Origin of the sequence: Cupriavidus sp. SK-4 (assembly GCF_000611125.1) — a bacterium.
In the GTDB taxonomy this organism is placed as follows: domain Bacteria; phylum Pseudomonadota; class Gammaproteobacteria; order Burkholderiales; family Burkholderiaceae; genus Cupriavidus; species Cupriavidus necator.
Genome location: NZ_JFJW01000095.1, coordinates 112,975 through 128,726, shown reverse-complemented (window position 1 = coordinate 128,726; position 15,752 = coordinate 112,975). Strand labels below are relative to the sequence as shown.

The following is a 15,752-nucleotide window of genomic DNA, read 5'->3' as shown; positions in this document are numbered from 1 at the left end:
CCGGTGCGGGCTGTGTGGCAGGTGGCATGGTGTCGGCCGGCGGCGCGGCCGGCATGGTGGCACCCGGGGTCGGCGCCATGGTGCTGCCCGGGGCGGCAGGCGCAGGGCTGGCGTCCACCACCGGCGCCTGCGCATGGCTGGCCGCCGGCACCAGGGCCAGCAGCGCGACCACGCCGGCGCTAAGCGCGATCACCAGGCGCTTGACGCGCGAGCGCCGTGCCAGGCGCGCTTCGACAAGTTCCAGCGAACGGGTAGGGGCAAACGGGGGCAGGTGCGGCATCGTGGCCTCCTTGGGCGAGCTACGGAATCAGATGCCCCGGAGGACCCCGTGGGATCACTCCGGGTCTCTCTTTTCCATCCTAGGGCCCAGGGATGGGCGACACTGCCGGGCTTGGTCCTACATCCGCGTCAGCCGACGGCGCATTGTGGCCCGCAGGCGGCGTGCGAGCGACTTCGCAGGTGCCGGAAGAAAAACGGCCCTGCCCGCAAGGGAAGGGCCGTTGACGGCGTGTGATCCTGGCGGACGGGCTATTTCCGGCTCACCAGCCGCTTGGGCACCGACAGCGTCAGCGCCGCGCCCACCACCAGGCAAGCGGCCAGCAGGTACATGCCCGAATCGGTGCTGTGGGTCAGGTCCTTGAGCCAGCCCACCGCATAGGGGCTGAGGAAGCCCGCAAGGTTGCCCAGCGAGTTGATCAGCGCGATGCCCGCGGCCGCGCCAGTGCCGGCCAGGAAGGAAGTCGGCAAGCTCCAGAACAGCGGCAGCGTGGTCAGGATGCCGATGGTGGCCAGCGTCAGCGCCACCATTGCCAGCGTGGTGTCGTTATGCCATTGCACCGACAGCAGCAGGCCCAGCGAACCGGCCAGCGCGGGCAGCGCGATATGCCAGCGGCGCTCGCCGCTGCGGTCTGCGCTGTAGGCCACCAGCACCATGCCGACCACCGCGCAGCCATAGGGGATGGCGGTCAGCAGGCCGATATCGAGCGCGCCCTTGACGCCGGTCTGCTTGATGATGGTCGGCAGCCAGAAGCTGACGCCGTACAGGCCCATCACGAAGCAGAAGTAGATCGCGCTCATCAGCCAGACGCGCGGGCTGGACATCACGGTGCGGATCGGCGGGTCTTCCTTGTGCGCATCCTCGCTGGCGATATTGCGCTCCAGCAGCGCCTTCTCTTGCGGCGACAGCCACTTGGCGTGGGCGATGCGGTCGTCCAGGTAGGCCAGCACCCACAGGCCCACCAGGATCGACGGAATGCCCTCAAGCAGGAACATCCACTGCCAGCCGGACCAGCCGTTGTGGCCGTGGAAGGACTGCATGATCCAGCCCGACAGCGGCCCGCCGATCACGCCTGCCAGCGCGACCGCGGTCATGAAGTAGGTGGTGGTGCGTCCGCGCCGGTTGGCCGGGTACCAGTAGGTCAGGTACAGGATGATGCCGGGGAAGAAGCCGGCCTCGGCAATGCCCAGCAGGAAGCGCAGCACGTAGAACATGGTCGGCGTGGTGACGAACATCATCGCCGCCGAGATCGCACCCCAGGTGATCATGATGCGCGCGATCCAGATGCGCGCGCCCACCTTGTGCAGGATCACGTTGCTGGGCACTTCGAACAGGAAGTAGCCGATGAAGAAAATGCCGGCGCCCAAGCCATAGATGGTCTCGCTGAACTGCAGGTCGTTGAGCATCTGCAGCTTGGCAAAGCCCACGTTGACGCGGTCCAGGTAGGCCACCACGTAGCACAGCAAGAGGAAGGGCACCAGGCGCCAGCTGACCTTGCGGTAGGTGGCGTCTTCAAAGGCGGCGTCGCTGACGCCGGGGTTTACTGCGGTCGTTGTCATGCTGTCTCCTGAGGATATGGCGCTTCTGTGTGACGCGTTTTACAGCTACGACTAAGTGGGAGGGCAGGCGGCGGGCACCGGCTCAGACGCAGCGGCCGCCGTCCACTTCGATGCAGGTGCCGGTGATAAAGGCCGCTTCGTCCGAGGCCAGGTACAGGCAGGCGTTGGCCACGTCCTGCGGGGTCGACATGCGGCCCATCGGGATGGTGGCAAGGAACTTGGCGCGGTTCTCGGGCGTATCGGGCATGCCCATGAATTCTTCGAGCAGGGCGGTGGCGCCGATCACCGGGTTGACGCAGTTGACGCGGATGTTGTCCTTGCCGAGTTCCGCGGCCATGGCCTTGCTGGCGGTGATCACCGCGCCCTTGCTGCCGTTGTACCAGACCAGGCCCGGGCGCGGCCGGATGCCGGCAGTGGAGGCGATATTGACGAACACGCCGCCGCCGCGCTGGCGGAAGTGTGGGATAAAGGCGCGCGCCGACCAGTAGATGCTCTTGACGTTGACGGCGTAGACCCGGTCGAACTCCTCCTCGGTGACTTCGAGGATGGGCTTGTTGCGATGGGTCGTGCCGGCGTTGTTGACCACGATATGGACGTCGCCGAAGGTGGCCAGCGCGGCTTCGCGCATGGCCTCGGTGCCGGCTTCGCGCGAGACGTCGGCGCGCACCGCGCGGGCCCGGCCGCCGGCATCGCGGATCGCGGCGGCGACGCGTTCGGCGGCTTCCTCGCGCAGGTCGGCCACCACCACGTTGGCGCCTTCGCGCGCAAAGGTGTGGGCAATGCCTTCGCCGAAGCCGGAACCGCCGCCGGTGACGATCGCTACCTTGTTGGCCAGTCTCATGGCTTGTCTCCTGGTGTTGTGGTTATGTTCTGGTGATCCGTGCTGCGGGGTACTCAATGCCTAGTGCGAAAACGGCCCCCGCCCGCGCAGGGCATTGGCAACCATCATCAGTGCCAGCAGGAAGGGCAGTGCCACATACAGGCACCAGTGCACGCGGTCGCCGACGACGTCGCCCCACTTGCGCTTGAAGACCTGCAGCCGCGGCATGCCGGAAGGATTGGTGGCGCGCTTGTTCCGGACATGCCATGCCATCCAGAAAAAGAAGATGGCAAAGGCGACGGACAGGAAATTGATGTTACCCATGTTGGATGGCGATGGTTTTCAGGGTGGTGAATGCGTACAGGGCCTCGAAGCCCTTCTCGCGGCCGTAGCCGGACTGGCCAGTGCCGCCGAAGGGCAGTTCAACGCCGCCGCCGGCACCGTAGTTGTTGATAAAGACCTGGCCCGCGCGCAGCTTGTGCGCCAGGCGCAGCTGGCGCCCGCCGTCGCGCGTCCAGACCCCGGCCACGAGTCCGTAAGGCGTGCCGTTGGCCAGTGCGATGGCCTCGGCCTCGGTGTCGAACGGCATCGCCGCCAGCAGCGGGCCGAACACTTCTTCCTGCGCCAGCCGGTGCGCCGGCGGCACGTCGCGGAACAGCATCGGCACCTGGTAGTAGCCGGCCTCGGGCGCCTCGGCCACGATCTGGCCTTGCGCCATCACGGCCACGCCGGCGTGCTGCGCATCCGAGACAAAGTCCCACACGCGCTGCTGCTGCTTGCGGCTGATCAGCGGCCCGCATTCCAGGTCGAGCTCGGACGGGCCCACGCGCAGCGACTCGAATACCGACGCCAGCCGGTCGAGCAGCGCGTCATAGACCGGCCGCTCCACCAGCAGGCGGCTGCCGGCCGAGCAGGTCTGGCCGGCATTCTGCACGATGCCGTTGACCACCACCGGCACCAGCGTATCCAGGTCGGCATCGGCAAAGACGATCTGCGGCGACTTGCCGCCCAGCTCCAGCGTGACCGGCACGTGGTTCTCGGCGGCCAGCTGGGCCACCTGCTTGCCGGTCTGGGGCGAGCCGGTGAACGAGATATGGTTGATGCCCGGGTGGCGCGCCAGCGCGGCGCCGGCTTCATGGCCGTAGCCGGTGATGATATTGAGCGCGCCTTCGGGCAGGCCGGCCTCGGCGGCGATCTCGGCCACGCGCAGCAGCGACAGGCAGGCATCCTCGGCCGGCTTGACCACGCAGGCGTTGCCGGTGGCCAGCGCCGCGCCCACGCTGCGCCCGAAGATCTGCAGCGGGTAGTTCCACGGGATGATGTGGCCGGTCACGCCGTGCGGCTCGCGCACGGTCAGCACGGTGTAGCCGGGGTTGTAGGGGATGGTCTGGCCGTGCAGCTTGTCTACCGCGCCGGCGTAGAACTCGAAATAGCGGGCCACGGCGCGGGCATCGGCGTGCGCCTGGCGCAGCGGCTTCCCGGTGTCGCGGGCCTCGAGCGCTGCCAGTTCGTCCTCGTGGGCGATCAGCGCCACGGCGACGCGGTTGAGCAGGCGCACCCGCTCGGCTGGCGCCATCTGGCCCCAGGCGCCTTCGGCGGCCTGGCGCGCCGCATGGACGGCGACGTTGATATCGGTGGCATTGCCGCGTGCGATCTCGGCGAACGGCTCGCCGTTGGACGGATCGAAGACCTTGATGCGCAGGCCGTTGTCGGGCGCGATCAGGCGGTTGGCGACGAAGTGCTGGGCGTGCATGGGTGGCTCCGGGGCAGCGCGGCGGCTGCGCTATTCAGTGACGGCTGAAGAATGCGCCATTATCGCCGACAGCGGCCAGCCTGCAACGCGCCATGTCCTCTGCGCATCCGCCGGCCTGTCAGCCTGCGGTCAGGCATGAGCCGCTATAATGCCCGCCATCCAACAACACACCGCAGGCATCTGGAGAACCGCATGAGCTTCAATCTCGTGTCCCCGGGCAAGGACATCCCCAACGATTTCAACGTCATCATCGAGATCTCGGCCCAGAGCGATCCGGTGAAGTACGAGGCAGACAAGGAAACCGGCCTGCTGTTCGTCGACCGCTTTATCGGCACCGGCATGCGCTATCCGGCCAACTACGGCTACATCCCGCAGACGCTGTCGGGCGACGGCGACCCGGTGGATGTGCTGGTGCTGTCGCCGTTCCCGATCCTGGCCGGCGCCGTGGTGCGCTGCCGTGCACTCGGCATGCTGAAGATGACCGACGAGGCGGGCGTGGACGCCAAGCTGGTGGCTGTTCCGGTGGACAAGCTGTCGCCGGCCACGGCCTACATGAAGGGCCTGTCGGACGTGCCGCAGAACCAGCTGGACCAGATCAAGCACTTCTTTGAGCACTACAAGGCACTGGAAGCCGGCAAGTGGGTCAAGGTCGAAGGCTGGGCCGGCATCGAAGAAGCCCACAAGGAAATCACCGACGGCGTGGCCAACTACAAGAAGTAAGCTGAACCGCCGCTGAAGAAGCCCCGCTCCGGCGGGGTTTTTTGTTGCTGCGCACTTGATGCACGGCAGCACCCGGGCAAGTGCCTTGCGCTACGCTGTGCGGGTGCTGACAAGAGGAGTCCCCATGAATCCCATCACCGAAATCCAGGCATTGCCGCAGGCCCTGTCGCCGCTGCGCCGCTATGACCGGCTGGCGGCGTGCTTCCACTGGGCGGTATTCCTGCTGGTGGCGCTGGCCTATGCCGCGATCGAGCTGAAGGGCAGTTTTGCCAAGGGCACGCCGCCGCGGGCGCTGGCCATGACAGTCCATGAATGGGCGGGCGCGCTGGTGCTGCTGCTGGCAATGCCGCGCCTGCTGTGGCGCCTGGTGCGCGGAGCGCCCGCGCCGGAGCCGGGCGCGCGCTGGATGCAGCTGGCCGGCGAGGCCATGCATTGGGTGTTGTATCTGTATATCCTGGCCCAGCCGTTGCTGGGGCTGCTGGCGATGAACGCCGGAGGTCATCTGCTGGCGCTGCCTTCGCTGGGGGTGGAAGTGCCAGCGCTGGTGGCAGCCGACCCGGCGCTGAAGGACACCGTCAAGGAGGTCCACGAGACCCTGGGCACCGCCTTCTACCTGGCGATCGGGCTGCATGCGATGGCGTCGCTGTTCCACCACTACATGCTGGGCGACAACACGCTGCGGCGGATGTGGCGCTGAGCGCTGCGCGGAGTCTTCAGGCGCGGGTGAACGGGTTGCGTTCGCCCAGCTCGTCCAGGTAGGCGTCGATGCCCTGGCGCTCGCGCGCGAGGAAGCGCTCGACCGCATCGGCAAAGGCGGGATGCGCCAGCCAGTGGGCCGAGCGCGTGGCCACCGGCAGGAAGCCGCGCGCCATCTTGTGCTCGCCCTGGGCGCCGCCTTCGAAGGTGCCTATGCCTTGCTCGATGCAGAATTCCAGCGGCTGGTAGTACGCGGTTTCGAAGTGCAGGCAAGCGTGGTACTCGAGCGCGCCCCAGTAGCGCCCGTAGAGCGTGCTGACTTCGGGCGTATCGTCATAGACCAGCAGCGAGCTGGCGATGGGCTGGCCCTCGCGCTCGGCGATCACCAGCAGCAGGTGCTGCGGCATGGCGGCGCCGATGCGCCGGAAGAAATCCAGGTTCAGGTAGGGCGTTGAATGGTGCTCGCGGTAAGTCTGGCGATAGCACCGGTTGAAGAATTTCCACGCGTCGTCGTCGATCTGCGCGCCACGCAGGCGGCGGAAGCTGATGCCGGCCTGCGCGACCTGCCGGCGCTCGGCGCGGATGTTCTTGCGCTTTTTCTGCGACAGCGTGGCGAGGAAGTCGTCGAAGCTGCCGTAGCCGTCATTGGTCCAGTGGAACTGCACGCCATGCCGCATCAGCATGCCGGCCTGCTGCATCAGGGCGGCTTCCGCCTCGTCGGGGAACAGGATGTGCAGCGACGACATCTGGCTTTCGGCGGCCAGCGCCAGCGCCATCTGCAGCAGCAGGCGGCGCCCATGGGCGTCTTCGGCCAGCAGCCGCGCGCCGCGCACCGGCGTGAAGGGAATTGCCGCCAGCCATTTGGGGTAGTACTCGAGCCCGTTGCGGGCATAGGCGTCGGCCCAGGCCCAGTCGAAGACATATTCGCCATAGGAATGCGCCTTGGCGTAGAGCGGCATGGCCGCGGCCAGCCGTTCCGGGTGGCCGTCCTTGGCCGGCGCCCACAACGTCAGGTAGCGCGGGTTCCACCCGGTCTCGGCGCAGGCGCTGCCGCTGGTGTGCAGGGCGTGCAGGAAGGCATGCTTCAGGAACGGCGTGGCGTCGGCGTGGTGCGCCACCAGGGCGTCCCAGGCGGCGGCATCGATCTCGCCCAGGTCGGAGATGATCTCGGTACGGTATTCCTGCGCAGGGACGCCTGCCGCCTTGCGCTTGTGCTGTGCCGGCTGGCGCTGGTCCTTGCCCTCGCCGGGCACGCATGATTCAGACTGCATTGCACCAGTTCCCGTCTGTGGATCGATCGAGTCTACCGGAAACGATGCGCCGTTGCTGTGCCGCGCGGCAGGCGCGGGGCGACCGTCGTAAAATGGAGCATCCTCGTCACCAGTGCTTGCCGAGGCATCCCGGGATGCTTCAGGCGGCGGCATGGTCCGGATGGTTCGATAACCAAGGCCCGATATGAAGAACCCGTTTTTCAACCTGTATTCCCACGGCTTTGCGCGTGTCGCGGTGGGCGTGCCCGTCTGCCGGGTGGCCGACCCGACCTTCAACGCCGCCGAGACCATGGCCCTGGCGGCGCAGGCGGCACAGCAGGGCGCCGTGCTGGTGGCGTTCCCGGAGCTGGGCATCTCCGCATACACCTGCGACGACCTGTTCCACCAGCGCGCGCTGCTGGACGCCTGCGAGGCGGCGCTGGCCACCATCGTCGAGGCCTCGCGCAAGCTGCCGGCGGCGCTGATCGTCGGCATGCCGCTGCGGGTCGAGCACCAGTTGTTCAACTGCGCCGTGGTGGTGGCGCGCGGGCGTGTCCAGGGCGTGGTGCCCAAGTCCTACCTGCCGAACTACTCGGAGTTCTACGAGGCGCGCCAGTTCAGCGCCGCCGACAACGCCGCGGTCGAGTCGATCCGGCTGCTGGGCCAGGACGTGCCGTTCGGCGCCGGGCTGCTGTTCGATGTCGAGGACATCCCCGACTTCCGCTTCCACGCGGAAATCTGCGAAGACGTCTGGGTGCCGATCCCGCCGTCGTCGTTTGCGGCGCTGGCTGGGGCCACGGTGCTGGTCAACCTGTCGGCCTCGAATATCGTGGTCGGCAAGGCCGGCTACCGGCACCAGCTGGTCTCGCAGCAGTCGGCGCGATGCCTGGCGGCCTACCTGTACACCTCGGCCGGCAAGGGCGAGTCCTCCACCGACCTGGCCTGGGACGGCCAGGCGCTGATCTGCGAGAACGGCGAGCTGCTGGCCGAATCCGACCGCTTTGCCGATACCTCGCACCTGCTCTGCGCCGATATCGACGTCGAGCGGCTGTCGCGCGAGCGCATGCACCAGGTGACCTTCGGCCACTCGGTGCGGCGGCACAAGGCAGAAGTGGACAAGTTCCGCGTGGTTCGCTTCCCGCTCGACCTGACGCTGGAAAAGTCGCTGCCGCTGGCGCGCAACGTGGCGCGCTTCCCGTACGTGCCGGCCGATCCGCGCCGGCGCGATGAACGCTGCATGGAGGTCTACAACATCCAGGTGCAGGCGCTGGTGCAGCGCCTGTCGGCCAGCAGGATCAGCAAGGTGGTGATCGGCGTGTCGGGCGGGCTGGATTCCACCCATGCGCTGCTGGTCTGCGCCAAGGCGATTGACCGCCTGGGGCTGCCCCGCGCCAATATCCTGGCCTACACCATGCCGGGCTTCGCCACCAGCGACCGCACCCTGCTGCAGGCGCGCCAGCTGATGCAGGTGGTAGGCTGCACCGCGACCGAGATCGACATCCGTCCGTCGTGCCTGGCCATGCTGAAGGACCTGGGCCACCCGTACGCCGCCGGCGAGAAGGTCTACGACGTGACCTTCGAGAACGTACAGGCCGGCGAGCGCACCAACCACCTGTTCCGGCTGGCCAACTTCCACCACGCCATCGTGATCGGCACCGGCGACCTGAGCGAACTGGCGCTGGGCTGGTGCACCTATGGCGTGGGCGACCACATGTCGCACTACAACGTCAACGCCAGTGTGCCCAAGACGCTGATCTCGCACCTGGTGCGCTGGGTGGCCGAGACCAGGCAAGTGGGCGAGGGCGGTTCCGACGTGCTGCTGGCCGTGCTCGACACCGACATCAGCCCCGAGCTGGTTCCGGGCGACAGCAACCATGGCCCCGAGCAGAAGACCGAGAGCACCATCGGCCCGTATGAGCTGCAGGACTTCAACCTCTACTACACGCTGCGCTTCGGCTTCACGCCGTCCAAGATCGCCTTCCTGGCGCAGCATGCCTGGGGCGACCGCGAGCGCGGCGTCTGGCCCAACGGCCCGCATGTGGTGCGCAACCAGTACGGGCTGCCGGAGATCAAGCGCAACCTGGCGATCTTCCTGGACCGTTTCTTCCGCACCAGCCAGTTCAAGCGCTCATGCATCCCGAACGCGCCCAAGGTGGGCTCGGGCGGATCGCTGTCGCCGCGGGGGGACTGGCGTGCGCCGAGCGATTCAGAGTCGGTGGTGTGGCTGGCGGACCTGGAGAAGGTGCCGGATTGAGCGCAGCGCCGGTCGTGCCCCGGCTCCTGGGTGGCGGCTTGTGCACAGTTTCTCCAGTGGCTGTCCACAGGGTTATCCACAGGGCCGGCGCGTGCCCGGATGCGTGCTAGCCAACGCTGCGGCCGCGCCGGCTGTGGGGCAGGCGGAAATGCAAGCGGCCAAGGGCTGTTAAAATGCCACCCGGAGAGCGCCGCGACCGCGGCGATGCGCCGCCAGGCGTGTGAACAAACGATAAACAGGGGCCAGTCATGAAGCAGATTACCGCCATCATCAAACCGTTCAAGCTCGACGAGGTGCGTGAAGCCCTGGCCGACGTCGGCGTGACCGGGCTGACGGTGACCGAAGTGAAGGGATTTGGCCGCCAGAAGGGGCATACCGAGCTCTACCGTGGCGCCGAGTACGTGGTCGACTTCCTGCCCAAGATCAAGATCGAAGTGGTGGTGGCCGAGAACCAGCTGGACACCGTGCTGGACGCCATCGTCAAGGCCGCCCACACCGGCAAGATCGGCGACGGCAAGATCTTCGTCACCGAGATCGAGCGCGTGATCCGCATCCGCACCGGCGAGCAGGACGAAGCCGCGGTCTGAGCTACGGGCCAGGACAGAAAAACGCCGCCTTGCAGGGCGGCGTTTTCATTAGCGGGCGGGGTTCAGCTGGGCAGCTTCCACCCGTAGCGCACCGACATCAGCCGCATGGCGATGATCGCCACTGCCCCGGTCAGCAGCGCCGCTTCCTGCTGCACCGCCAGCCAGCTCATGCCGACATAGATCCAGCAGCCGATAAAGGAGCAGGTGGCATAGGGCGAGCGGTCGCGCAGGATCATCGGCACCTCATTGCACAGCACGTCGCGCACCACGCCGCCGAACACGGCCGAGATGATGCCCATCATCACCGCCACGGTCGGCGTCATCTGCGCCACCAGCGCCAGCGAGGCGCCGGTCACCGAGAACAGCCCCAGCCCGATCGCATCGGCCACGATCATGGCTCGGTCCGAGGCCACGCGGCTGACCACGCGCAGCACGAACGAGGCGCCGAAGGACATCACGAAGATCAGCAGCACGTAGCCTTCGTGGTCGACCCAGTAGAACGGGCGCCGGTCCAGCAGCACGTCGCGCACGGTGCCGCCGCCAAAGGCGGTGGCAAACGCCACCACGAAGGTGCCGACCACGTCCAGGCGCTGCTTGCGCGCGTCGACCACGCCCGAGACCGCGAAGGCGAGCACGCCGATCACCTCCATGATGTGGAGGATCAGGGGCAGCCGCCCCATCAGCAATTCAAGCGGAACGTGCATCCGTGGAGATGCGTCAGGTGCGCGGCTGGCGCAGCAGCACCATCAGTGCGCCGGCGCCGCCTTCGGCCTCGCGCGCCTGCACGAAGGCGAGCACTTCCTCCTTCTGCACCAGCCAGCTGCGCACCTTGCCCTTGAGCACCGGCAGCTTGTCGGGCGAGCCCAGGCCCTTGCCGTGGATCACGCGCACGCAGCGCACGCCGTTGCGCACCGAGCGGCGCAGGAACTCGGCCAGCGCCTCGCGCGCCTCGTCGCTGCGCAGGCCGTGCAGGTCGACCTTGTCCTGCGGCACCCATTCGCCGCGGCGCAGCTTGCGGATCACGTCCATGCCGATGCCGGGCCGGCGGAACGACAGGGTCTCGTCGGTTTCCAGCAGGCTTTCCACGTCGAAATCATCGGACAGCGAGGCCGCCAGCACCGCTTCGTCGTTGCGGCGCGACTGCACCGGCACCGGGGCGGGCTTGCTGGCGGGCACGGGGGCGCGGTTGCGGTCGCGCAGCTGGCTGACCTGGCCCACGCTGGTGCGGAACACGTCGGCCTCCTCGCGGGCGCGCTGGGCGGCCTGCTCGGCGGCCACGCGCTCGGCTTCGCGGCGCTCGGTATCGGCCTTGAGGGTGTCGCGCAGCCTGGCAAGGTCGTTCAGGCCGAAACGTTGGGGCGGTCGGTCGGGTTTGCGGGCGCCGTGCGTCATTGAGAATCTCCGAGGGCTCGGCGCAGATTATATCGACTGGCGGGGCGGCAGGAGATGCCGCAGGGGGACGCGCCGGCGGGCCGTGGCGGCCCGGCCGGCGGAGGGAGCTGTGCTTACTTCAGGGCTTCGACAAAGCGCTGGGCGTCCAGCGCGGCCATGCAGCCCGTGCCGGCGCTGGTGATGGCCTGGCGGTAGACATGGTCCTGCACGTCGCCGGCGGCAAACACGCCCGGCACGCTGGTGGCGGTGGCGTCGCCCTGCAGGCCCGACTTGGTCACCAGGTAGCCGTTTTCCATGGCCAGCTGGCCTTCGAACAGGTCGGTGTTGGGCTTGTGGCCGATGGCGATGAACACGCCCGCCAGCTTCAGGTCCTCGGCCTGGCCGGTCTTGGTGCCGCGCACGCGGATGCCGGTCACGCCGGATTCATCGCCCAGCACCTCGTCCAGCACGCTGTCGTAGCGGATCACCACGCGGCCTTCCTTTTCACGCTGCAGCAGGCGGTCGACCAGGATCGGCTCGGCGCGGAAGCTGTCGCGGCGGTGGATCACGGTGACCTTGCTGGCGATATGCGACAGGTACAGCGCCTCTTCCACGGCGGTGTTGCCGCCGCCGACCACGGCCACGTCCTGGTTCTTGTAGAAGAAGCCGTCGCAGGTGGCGCAGGCCGACACGCCGCGGCCCATGAAGGACTCTTCGGACGGCAGGCCCAGGTACTGCGCCGAGGCGCCGGTGGCGATGATCAGCGCGTCGCACGTATATTCACCGGCGTCGCCGATCAGGCGGAAGGGGCGGGCCGGCTGGCCGTTGTCGTCCACCAGCTTGGCGGTGTGGATGTGATCGAAGATGATCTCAGTCTTGAATTCCTCGGCATGCGCCAGCATGCGCTGCATCAGTTCAGGACCCTGGACGCCCTTGGCATCGCCTGGCCAGTTCTCGACGTCCGTGGTGGTCATCAGCTGGCCGCCCTGTGCCAGGCCGGTGATCAGCACCGGTTCCAGGTTGGCGCGGGCCGCGTAGACCGCGGCGGAATAGCCGGCGGGACCAGAACCGAGAATCAGCACTTTTGCGTGTTTTGCCATGATGCGTTCCTGTGGCCGGTGCGGCATGCTGCCCACCGGCATTGCTCGAAAGCGACATTATAAGAGGAGCCGCATTTGCTCACTGTTGCAAATTCCAATGAGTGCGATAGTCTCGGGCCACGTTAAAATGGCCGCCACGATGACCGTCAGTCACCCGGTGAGTGACCACTGACCGATGCCGGCATCGGCCCGAAACGCATCCGGAATCACCTTACACGCGAGTCTTAACCAGGCATGGCCCGAGCTACCACGACCACCCGCACCGATCCCTCAGCCTTGCCATCCCGCATTGGCAAACTGCTGGGCGAGGTCCGCTGGTTCCTGTTGCTGGCCGTCACGCTGGGCTTCCTGTGCGTGCTGGCCAGCTACAGCAAGACCGATCCGGGCTGGTCGCATGCCAACCAGGTGGCAGATATCCACAACCTGGGCGGGCGCGTCGGCGCCTGGGTGGCCGACGTGCTGTTCTTTATCTTCGGCTTTTCCGCCTACTGGCTGGCGGTGCTGCTGGTGCGCCGCTGCTGGCGCGGCTGGCGCACGCTGACCGCCGAGCTGCCCGAGCGCGCCGACCACGGCCTGCACCGTCAGGGCGTGACCGTCAGCTGGATCGGCTTTGGGCTGACCCTGTTCTCCAGCATGGGCCTGGAGGCGATCCGCATGTACCCGCTGCGCGCCGCGCTGCCGCGCGCGCCGGGCGGGGTGCTGGGCGACCTGCTGGGCGGCTGGCTGCAGGTGGCGCTGGGTTTCACCGGCGCGACCCTGCTGCTGTTGCTGCTGCTGGCGATCGGGCTGTCGCTGTTCTTCCATTTCTCCTGGCTGACCGTGGCCGAGCATGTCGGCGGCTTTGTCGAGACCCTGTTCCTGGGCTTCAAGGCCCGCCGCGAGAGCAAGCAGGACCGCATCATCGGCGAGGCCGCCAAGACCGAGCGCAAGGAAACCGTCGAGGTGCAGCGCGTGCGCATCGAAGAGGCGGCGCCGGTGCAGATCGTGCGCCCGCAGGCGGTGCCCAAGCATGAGCGCGTCGAGCGCGAGAAGCAGCAGCCGCTGTTTGCCGATATCCAGGACTCGGACCTGCCGCCGCTGTCGCTGCTGGACCCGATCCCGCCGCACCAGGAAACCGTCAGCGCCGAGACCCTGGAGTTCACCTCGCGCCTGATCGAGAAGAAGCTCAAGGACTTTGGCGTCGAAGTCAAGGTGGTGGCGGCCTACCCGGGCCCGGTCATCACGCGGTATGAGATCGAGCCGGCCACCGGCGTCAAGGGCAGCCAGGTGGTGAACCTGGCGCGCGACCTGGCGCGCTCGCTGTCGCTGGTGTCGATCCGCGTGGTCGAGACCATCCCGGGCAAGAACTACATGGGGCTGGAGCTGCCCAACCCGAAGCGCCAGACCGTGCGCCTGTCGGAAATCCTGGGCTCGCAGGTCTACAACGAGAGCGCGTCCAGCCTGACCATGGCGCTGGGCAAGGACATCGCCGGCAAGCCGATGGTGGCCGACCTGGCCCGCATGCCGCACTGCATGGTGGCCGGCACCACCGGCTCGGGCAAGTCGGTCGGCATCAACGCGATGATCCTGTCGCTGCTGTACAAGGCCAAGGCGGAAAGCGTACGCCTGATCCTGATCGACCCGAAGATGCTCGAAATGAGCGTCTACGAGGGCATCCCGCACCTGCTGTGCCCGGTGGTGACCGACATGCGCCAGGCCGGCAATGCCCTGAACTGGGCGGTCGGCGAGATGGAGCGCCGCTACAAGCTGATGAGCAAGCTGGGCGTGCGCAACCTGGCCGGCTACAACAAGAAGATCGACGAGGCCGCGGCCCGCGAAGAGAAGATCCCCAACCCGTTCAGCCTGACCCCGGATGCCCCGGAGCCGCTGGACCGGCTGCCCACCATCGTCATCGTCATCGACGAGCTGGCCGACCTGATGATGGTGGTCGGCAAGAAGGTGGAAGAACTGATTGCCCGCATCGCGCAGAAGGCGCGCGCAGCCGGCCTGCACCTGGTGCTGGCCACCCAGCGCCCGTCGGTGGACGTGATCACCGGCCTGATCAAGGCCAACGTGCCGACCCGGATCGCGTTCCAGGTCAGCAGCAAGATCGACTCGCGCACCATCCTCGACCAGCAGGGCGCCGAAGCGCTGCTGGGCATGGGCGACATGCTCTACCTGGCGCCGGGCACTGGCTTGCCGGTGCGCGTGCACGGCGCCTTTGTCTCGGACGAGGAAGTCCACCGCGTGGTGGAAAAGCTGAAGGCATCCGGCGAGACCAACTACATCGAGGGCATCCTCGAAGGCGGCCTGACCGATGACGCCGGCGGCGGCGACGGGTTTGGCGGTGGTGCTGGCATCGGCGGTGGCGGCGGCGAGGCCGATCCGCTGTACGACCAGGCAGTCGAGGTGGTTCTGAAGAACCGGCGCGCGTCGATCTCGCTGGTGCAGCGCCACCTGCGCATCGGCTACAACCGTGCCGCGCGGCTGCTGGAGGATATGGAGAAGGCAGGGCTGGTTTCGGCGATGTCGGGCAACGGCAATCGTGACATTCTGGCGCAGGGTGGTGGTGCGGCCGCGCGTGACGATGACTGAGCGCTGCCAGCGCTCATCCCAGCCGGCCTGTGATGTGTGCTAGCGGCGCTTGAGCAGCAGGTCGAGCTTCGTGTTGATGGTTTCAAATTGCTTGTCGACGCGCACTTCCAGGCGCTCAATGTGCGCATCGACCGCATCGAGGCGATCCGTGAGGCGGCGGCCCATCTCGGTCATCCGGGTGGCGAGCGGCGCGGTGGCCTTGTCGACCTTGTCTTGCGTGGTCTCATTCAGCCATGTCATCACGGAAAAGACAAACGCCACGCCCGCCAGGATGCCTGTGCCGACCATGGCGGGACTAAGGGGCTTGGTAGCGGCAGTCCTTCCCCGTCGAGCTTCGAGTTCGATCCTGACCCTGCGCGCCGCGATCCTGTCGATCTCGTCGTGATCGAGACGCCTGAAACCGTGCCGGAACGGCAGGCGGCCATCGGTACACTTGTCCTCGGAGGCATTGGATGCGGTCGTTGTCATATTGCTGGCCCGGTCGGAATGGCCGCCTTGCAGCGAAGCAGCATGCATGAGGCGACGTGGCGATTGCTCTACGTACATGCCTTGCATTGTGACCCCCGGCGGGTAAGGAAGTGTTTCGCCTGGATACGAGATATCGCCACAGGCTGCCCTTTCCCGCCAATTCAGAGTTTTCGCCGCAGAACAGGCGCGGTTCCCGCGGTGTCTGCCGTAATATCCGGTTACCCGCGAGCGCGGGCCGTGTGGAATCCTCCGGCTGCCGCCTGCTCTAAACAGACAAGTTGCCCGTGCAGCGGCCTACAGCGTTGGTGGCAGCACACGCGGCG

At 67.2% G+C, this 15,752-nt stretch carries 14 protein-coding genes and 1 pseudogene; 5 read left to right on the top strand and 10 right to left on the bottom strand.

What is annotated here, in order from left to right; genetic code table 11:
- The 5 genes and pseudogenes from CF68_RS20905 to CF68_RS20885 all read right to left on the bottom strand — a co-directional run.
- Positions 1-280: pseudogene (locus tag CF68_RS20905) on the bottom strand (hypothetical protein); the annotation flags it as partial.
- 248 nt (positions 281-528) lie between these two features.
- A complete protein-coding gene (locus tag CF68_RS20900) occupies positions 529-1,836 on the bottom strand; it encodes an MFS transporter (RefSeq protein ID WP_035822422.1) in 1,308 nt (435 codons plus the stop codon).
- Positions 1,837-1,918: 82 nt separating this feature from the next.
- Positions 1,919-2,677 carry an SDR family oxidoreductase gene (locus tag CF68_RS20895; RefSeq protein WP_035822420.1) on the bottom strand — a complete coding sequence of 253 codons (759 nt, stop codon included), beginning with the start codon at positions 2,675-2,677 and terminating at the stop codon, positions 1,919-1,921.
- A 60-nt stretch (positions 2,678-2,737) separates the two neighbouring features.
- Positions 2,738-2,980, bottom strand: coding sequence for a hypothetical protein (locus tag CF68_RS20890; RefSeq protein ID WP_010813008.1), 243 nt, complete (start codon positions 2,978-2,980; stop codon positions 2,738-2,740).
- On the bottom strand, positions 2,973-4,409 hold the full coding sequence (locus CF68_RS20885) for an aldehyde dehydrogenase family protein (RefSeq protein ID WP_035822418.1): 1,437 nt from the start codon (positions 4,407-4,409) through the stop codon (positions 2,973-2,975). The genes CF68_RS20890 and CF68_RS20885 overlap by 8 nt, the downstream gene beginning before the upstream one ends.
- A gap of 192 nt (positions 4,410-4,601) precedes the next feature.
- Between CF68_RS20885 and ppa the strand changes: the two genes are divergently transcribed.
- Together ppa and CF68_RS20875 are read left to right on the top strand one after the other, a co-directional pair.
- Complete coding sequence (gene ppa, locus CF68_RS20880; protein ID WP_035822416.1) at positions 4,602-5,129, top strand: inorganic diphosphatase; 528 nt, start codon at positions 4,602-4,604, stop codon at positions 5,127-5,129.
- Positions 5,130-5,253: 124 nt separating this feature from the next.
- Positions 5,254-5,826, top strand: a complete 573-nt coding sequence (locus CF68_RS20875; RefSeq protein WP_035822415.1) for a cytochrome b — start codon at positions 5,254-5,256, stop codon at positions 5,824-5,826.
- A gap of 16 nt (positions 5,827-5,842) precedes the next feature.
- Here the strand turns inward: CF68_RS20875 and CF68_RS20870 are convergent, their stop codons facing one another.
- Positions 5,843-7,096 (bottom strand): GNAT family N-acetyltransferase, encoded by a 1,254-nt coding sequence (locus tag CF68_RS20870; RefSeq protein WP_035822412.1) that lies wholly within the window; start codon positions 7,094-7,096, stop codon positions 5,843-5,845.
- 184 nt (positions 7,097-7,280) lie between these two features.
- Between CF68_RS20870 and CF68_RS20865 the strand changes: the two genes are divergently transcribed.
- Both CF68_RS20865 and glnK read left to right on the top strand, forming a co-directional pair.
- Positions 7,281-9,329, top strand: a complete 2,049-nt coding sequence (locus CF68_RS20865) for an NAD(+) synthase (RefSeq protein ID WP_035822409.1) — start codon at positions 7,281-7,283, stop codon at positions 9,327-9,329.
- 248 nt (positions 9,330-9,577) lie between these two features.
- On the top strand, positions 9,578-9,916 hold the full coding sequence (glnK, locus tag CF68_RS20860; protein ID WP_006162803.1) for a P-II family nitrogen regulator: 339 nt from the start codon (positions 9,578-9,580) through the stop codon (positions 9,914-9,916).
- A 62-nt stretch (positions 9,917-9,978) separates the two neighbouring features.
- Here glnK and CF68_RS20855 read toward each other — a convergent pair whose 3' ends face one another.
- From CF68_RS20855 to trxB, 3 genes are all read right to left on the bottom strand, one after another.
- Positions 9,979-10,620, bottom strand: coding sequence for a trimeric intracellular cation channel family protein (locus tag CF68_RS20855; RefSeq protein ID WP_035822406.1), 642 nt, complete (start codon positions 10,618-10,620; stop codon positions 9,979-9,981).
- Positions 10,621-10,633: 13 nt separating this feature from the next.
- Positions 10,634-11,308, bottom strand: coding sequence for a Smr/MutS family protein (locus tag CF68_RS20850; protein WP_035822403.1), 675 nt, complete (start codon positions 11,306-11,308; stop codon positions 10,634-10,636).
- A 113-nt stretch (positions 11,309-11,421) separates the two neighbouring features.
- Positions 11,422-12,387 carry a thioredoxin-disulfide reductase gene (gene trxB / locus CF68_RS20845; RefSeq protein ID WP_035822459.1) on the bottom strand — a complete coding sequence of 322 codons (966 nt, stop codon included), beginning with the start codon at positions 12,385-12,387 and terminating at the stop codon, positions 11,422-11,424.
- A 234-nt stretch (positions 12,388-12,621) separates the two neighbouring features.
- On the opposite strand from trxB, the gene CF68_RS20840 reads away from it, so the two are divergent.
- Positions 12,622-14,961: a DNA translocase FtsK gene (locus CF68_RS20840; RefSeq protein ID WP_035822401.1), complete on the top strand. Its 2,340-nt coding sequence runs from the start codon at positions 12,622-12,624 to the stop codon at positions 14,959-14,961.
- 39 nt (positions 14,962-15,000) lie between these two features.
- Here CF68_RS20840 and CF68_RS37150 read toward each other — a convergent pair whose 3' ends face one another.
- Positions 15,001-15,516, bottom strand: a complete 516-nt coding sequence (locus CF68_RS37150; protein ID WP_152548526.1) for a hypothetical protein — start codon at positions 15,514-15,516, stop codon at positions 15,001-15,003.
- Positions 15,517-15,752: the final 236 nt, after the last annotated feature.

Coding starts and splice junctions, on each gene's coding strand:
- CF68_RS20850 (WP_035822403.1), bottom strand. CDS start 11,308: ATGACGCACGGCGCCCGCAAACCCGACCGACCGCCCCAACGTTTCGGC.
- CF68_RS37150 (WP_152548526.1), bottom strand. CDS start 15,516: ATGCAAGGCATGTACGTAGAGCAATCGCCACGTCGCCTCATGCATGCT.
- CF68_RS20900 (WP_035822422.1), bottom strand. CDS start 1,836: ATGACAACGACCGCAGTAAACCCCGGCGTCAGCGACGCCGCCTTTGAA.
- CF68_RS20870 (WP_035822412.1), bottom strand. CDS start 7,096: ATGCAGTCTGAATCATGCGTGCCCGGCGAGGGCAAGGACCAGCGCCAG.
- trxB (WP_035822459.1), bottom strand. CDS start 12,387: ATGGCAAAACACGCAAAAGTGCTGATTCTCGGTTCTGGTCCCGCCGGC.
- CF68_RS20885 (WP_035822418.1), bottom strand. CDS start 4,409: ATGCACGCCCAGCACTTCGTCGCCAACCGCCTGATCGCGCCCGACAAC.
- CF68_RS20890 (WP_010813008.1), bottom strand. CDS start 2,980: ATGGGTAACATCAATTTCCTGTCCGTCGCCTTTGCCATCTTCTTTTTC.
- ppa (WP_035822416.1), top strand. CDS start 4,602: ATGAGCTTCAATCTCGTGTCCCCGGGCAAGGACATCCCCAACGATTTC.
- CF68_RS20855 (WP_035822406.1), bottom strand. CDS start 10,620: ATGCACGTTCCGCTTGAATTGCTGATGGGGCGGCTGCCCCTGATCCTC.
- CF68_RS20840 (WP_035822401.1), top strand. CDS start 12,622: ATGGCCCGAGCTACCACGACCACCCGCACCGATCCCTCAGCCTTGCCA.
- glnK (WP_006162803.1), top strand. CDS start 9,578: ATGAAGCAGATTACCGCCATCATCAAACCGTTCAAGCTCGACGAGGTG.
- CF68_RS20875 (WP_035822415.1), top strand. CDS start 5,254: ATGAATCCCATCACCGAAATCCAGGCATTGCCGCAGGCCCTGTCGCCG.
- CF68_RS20895 (WP_035822420.1), bottom strand. CDS start 2,677: ATGAGACTGGCCAACAAGGTAGCGATCGTCACCGGCGGCGGTTCCGGC.
- CF68_RS20865 (WP_035822409.1), top strand. CDS start 7,281: ATGAAGAACCCGTTTTTCAACCTGTATTCCCACGGCTTTGCGCGTGTC.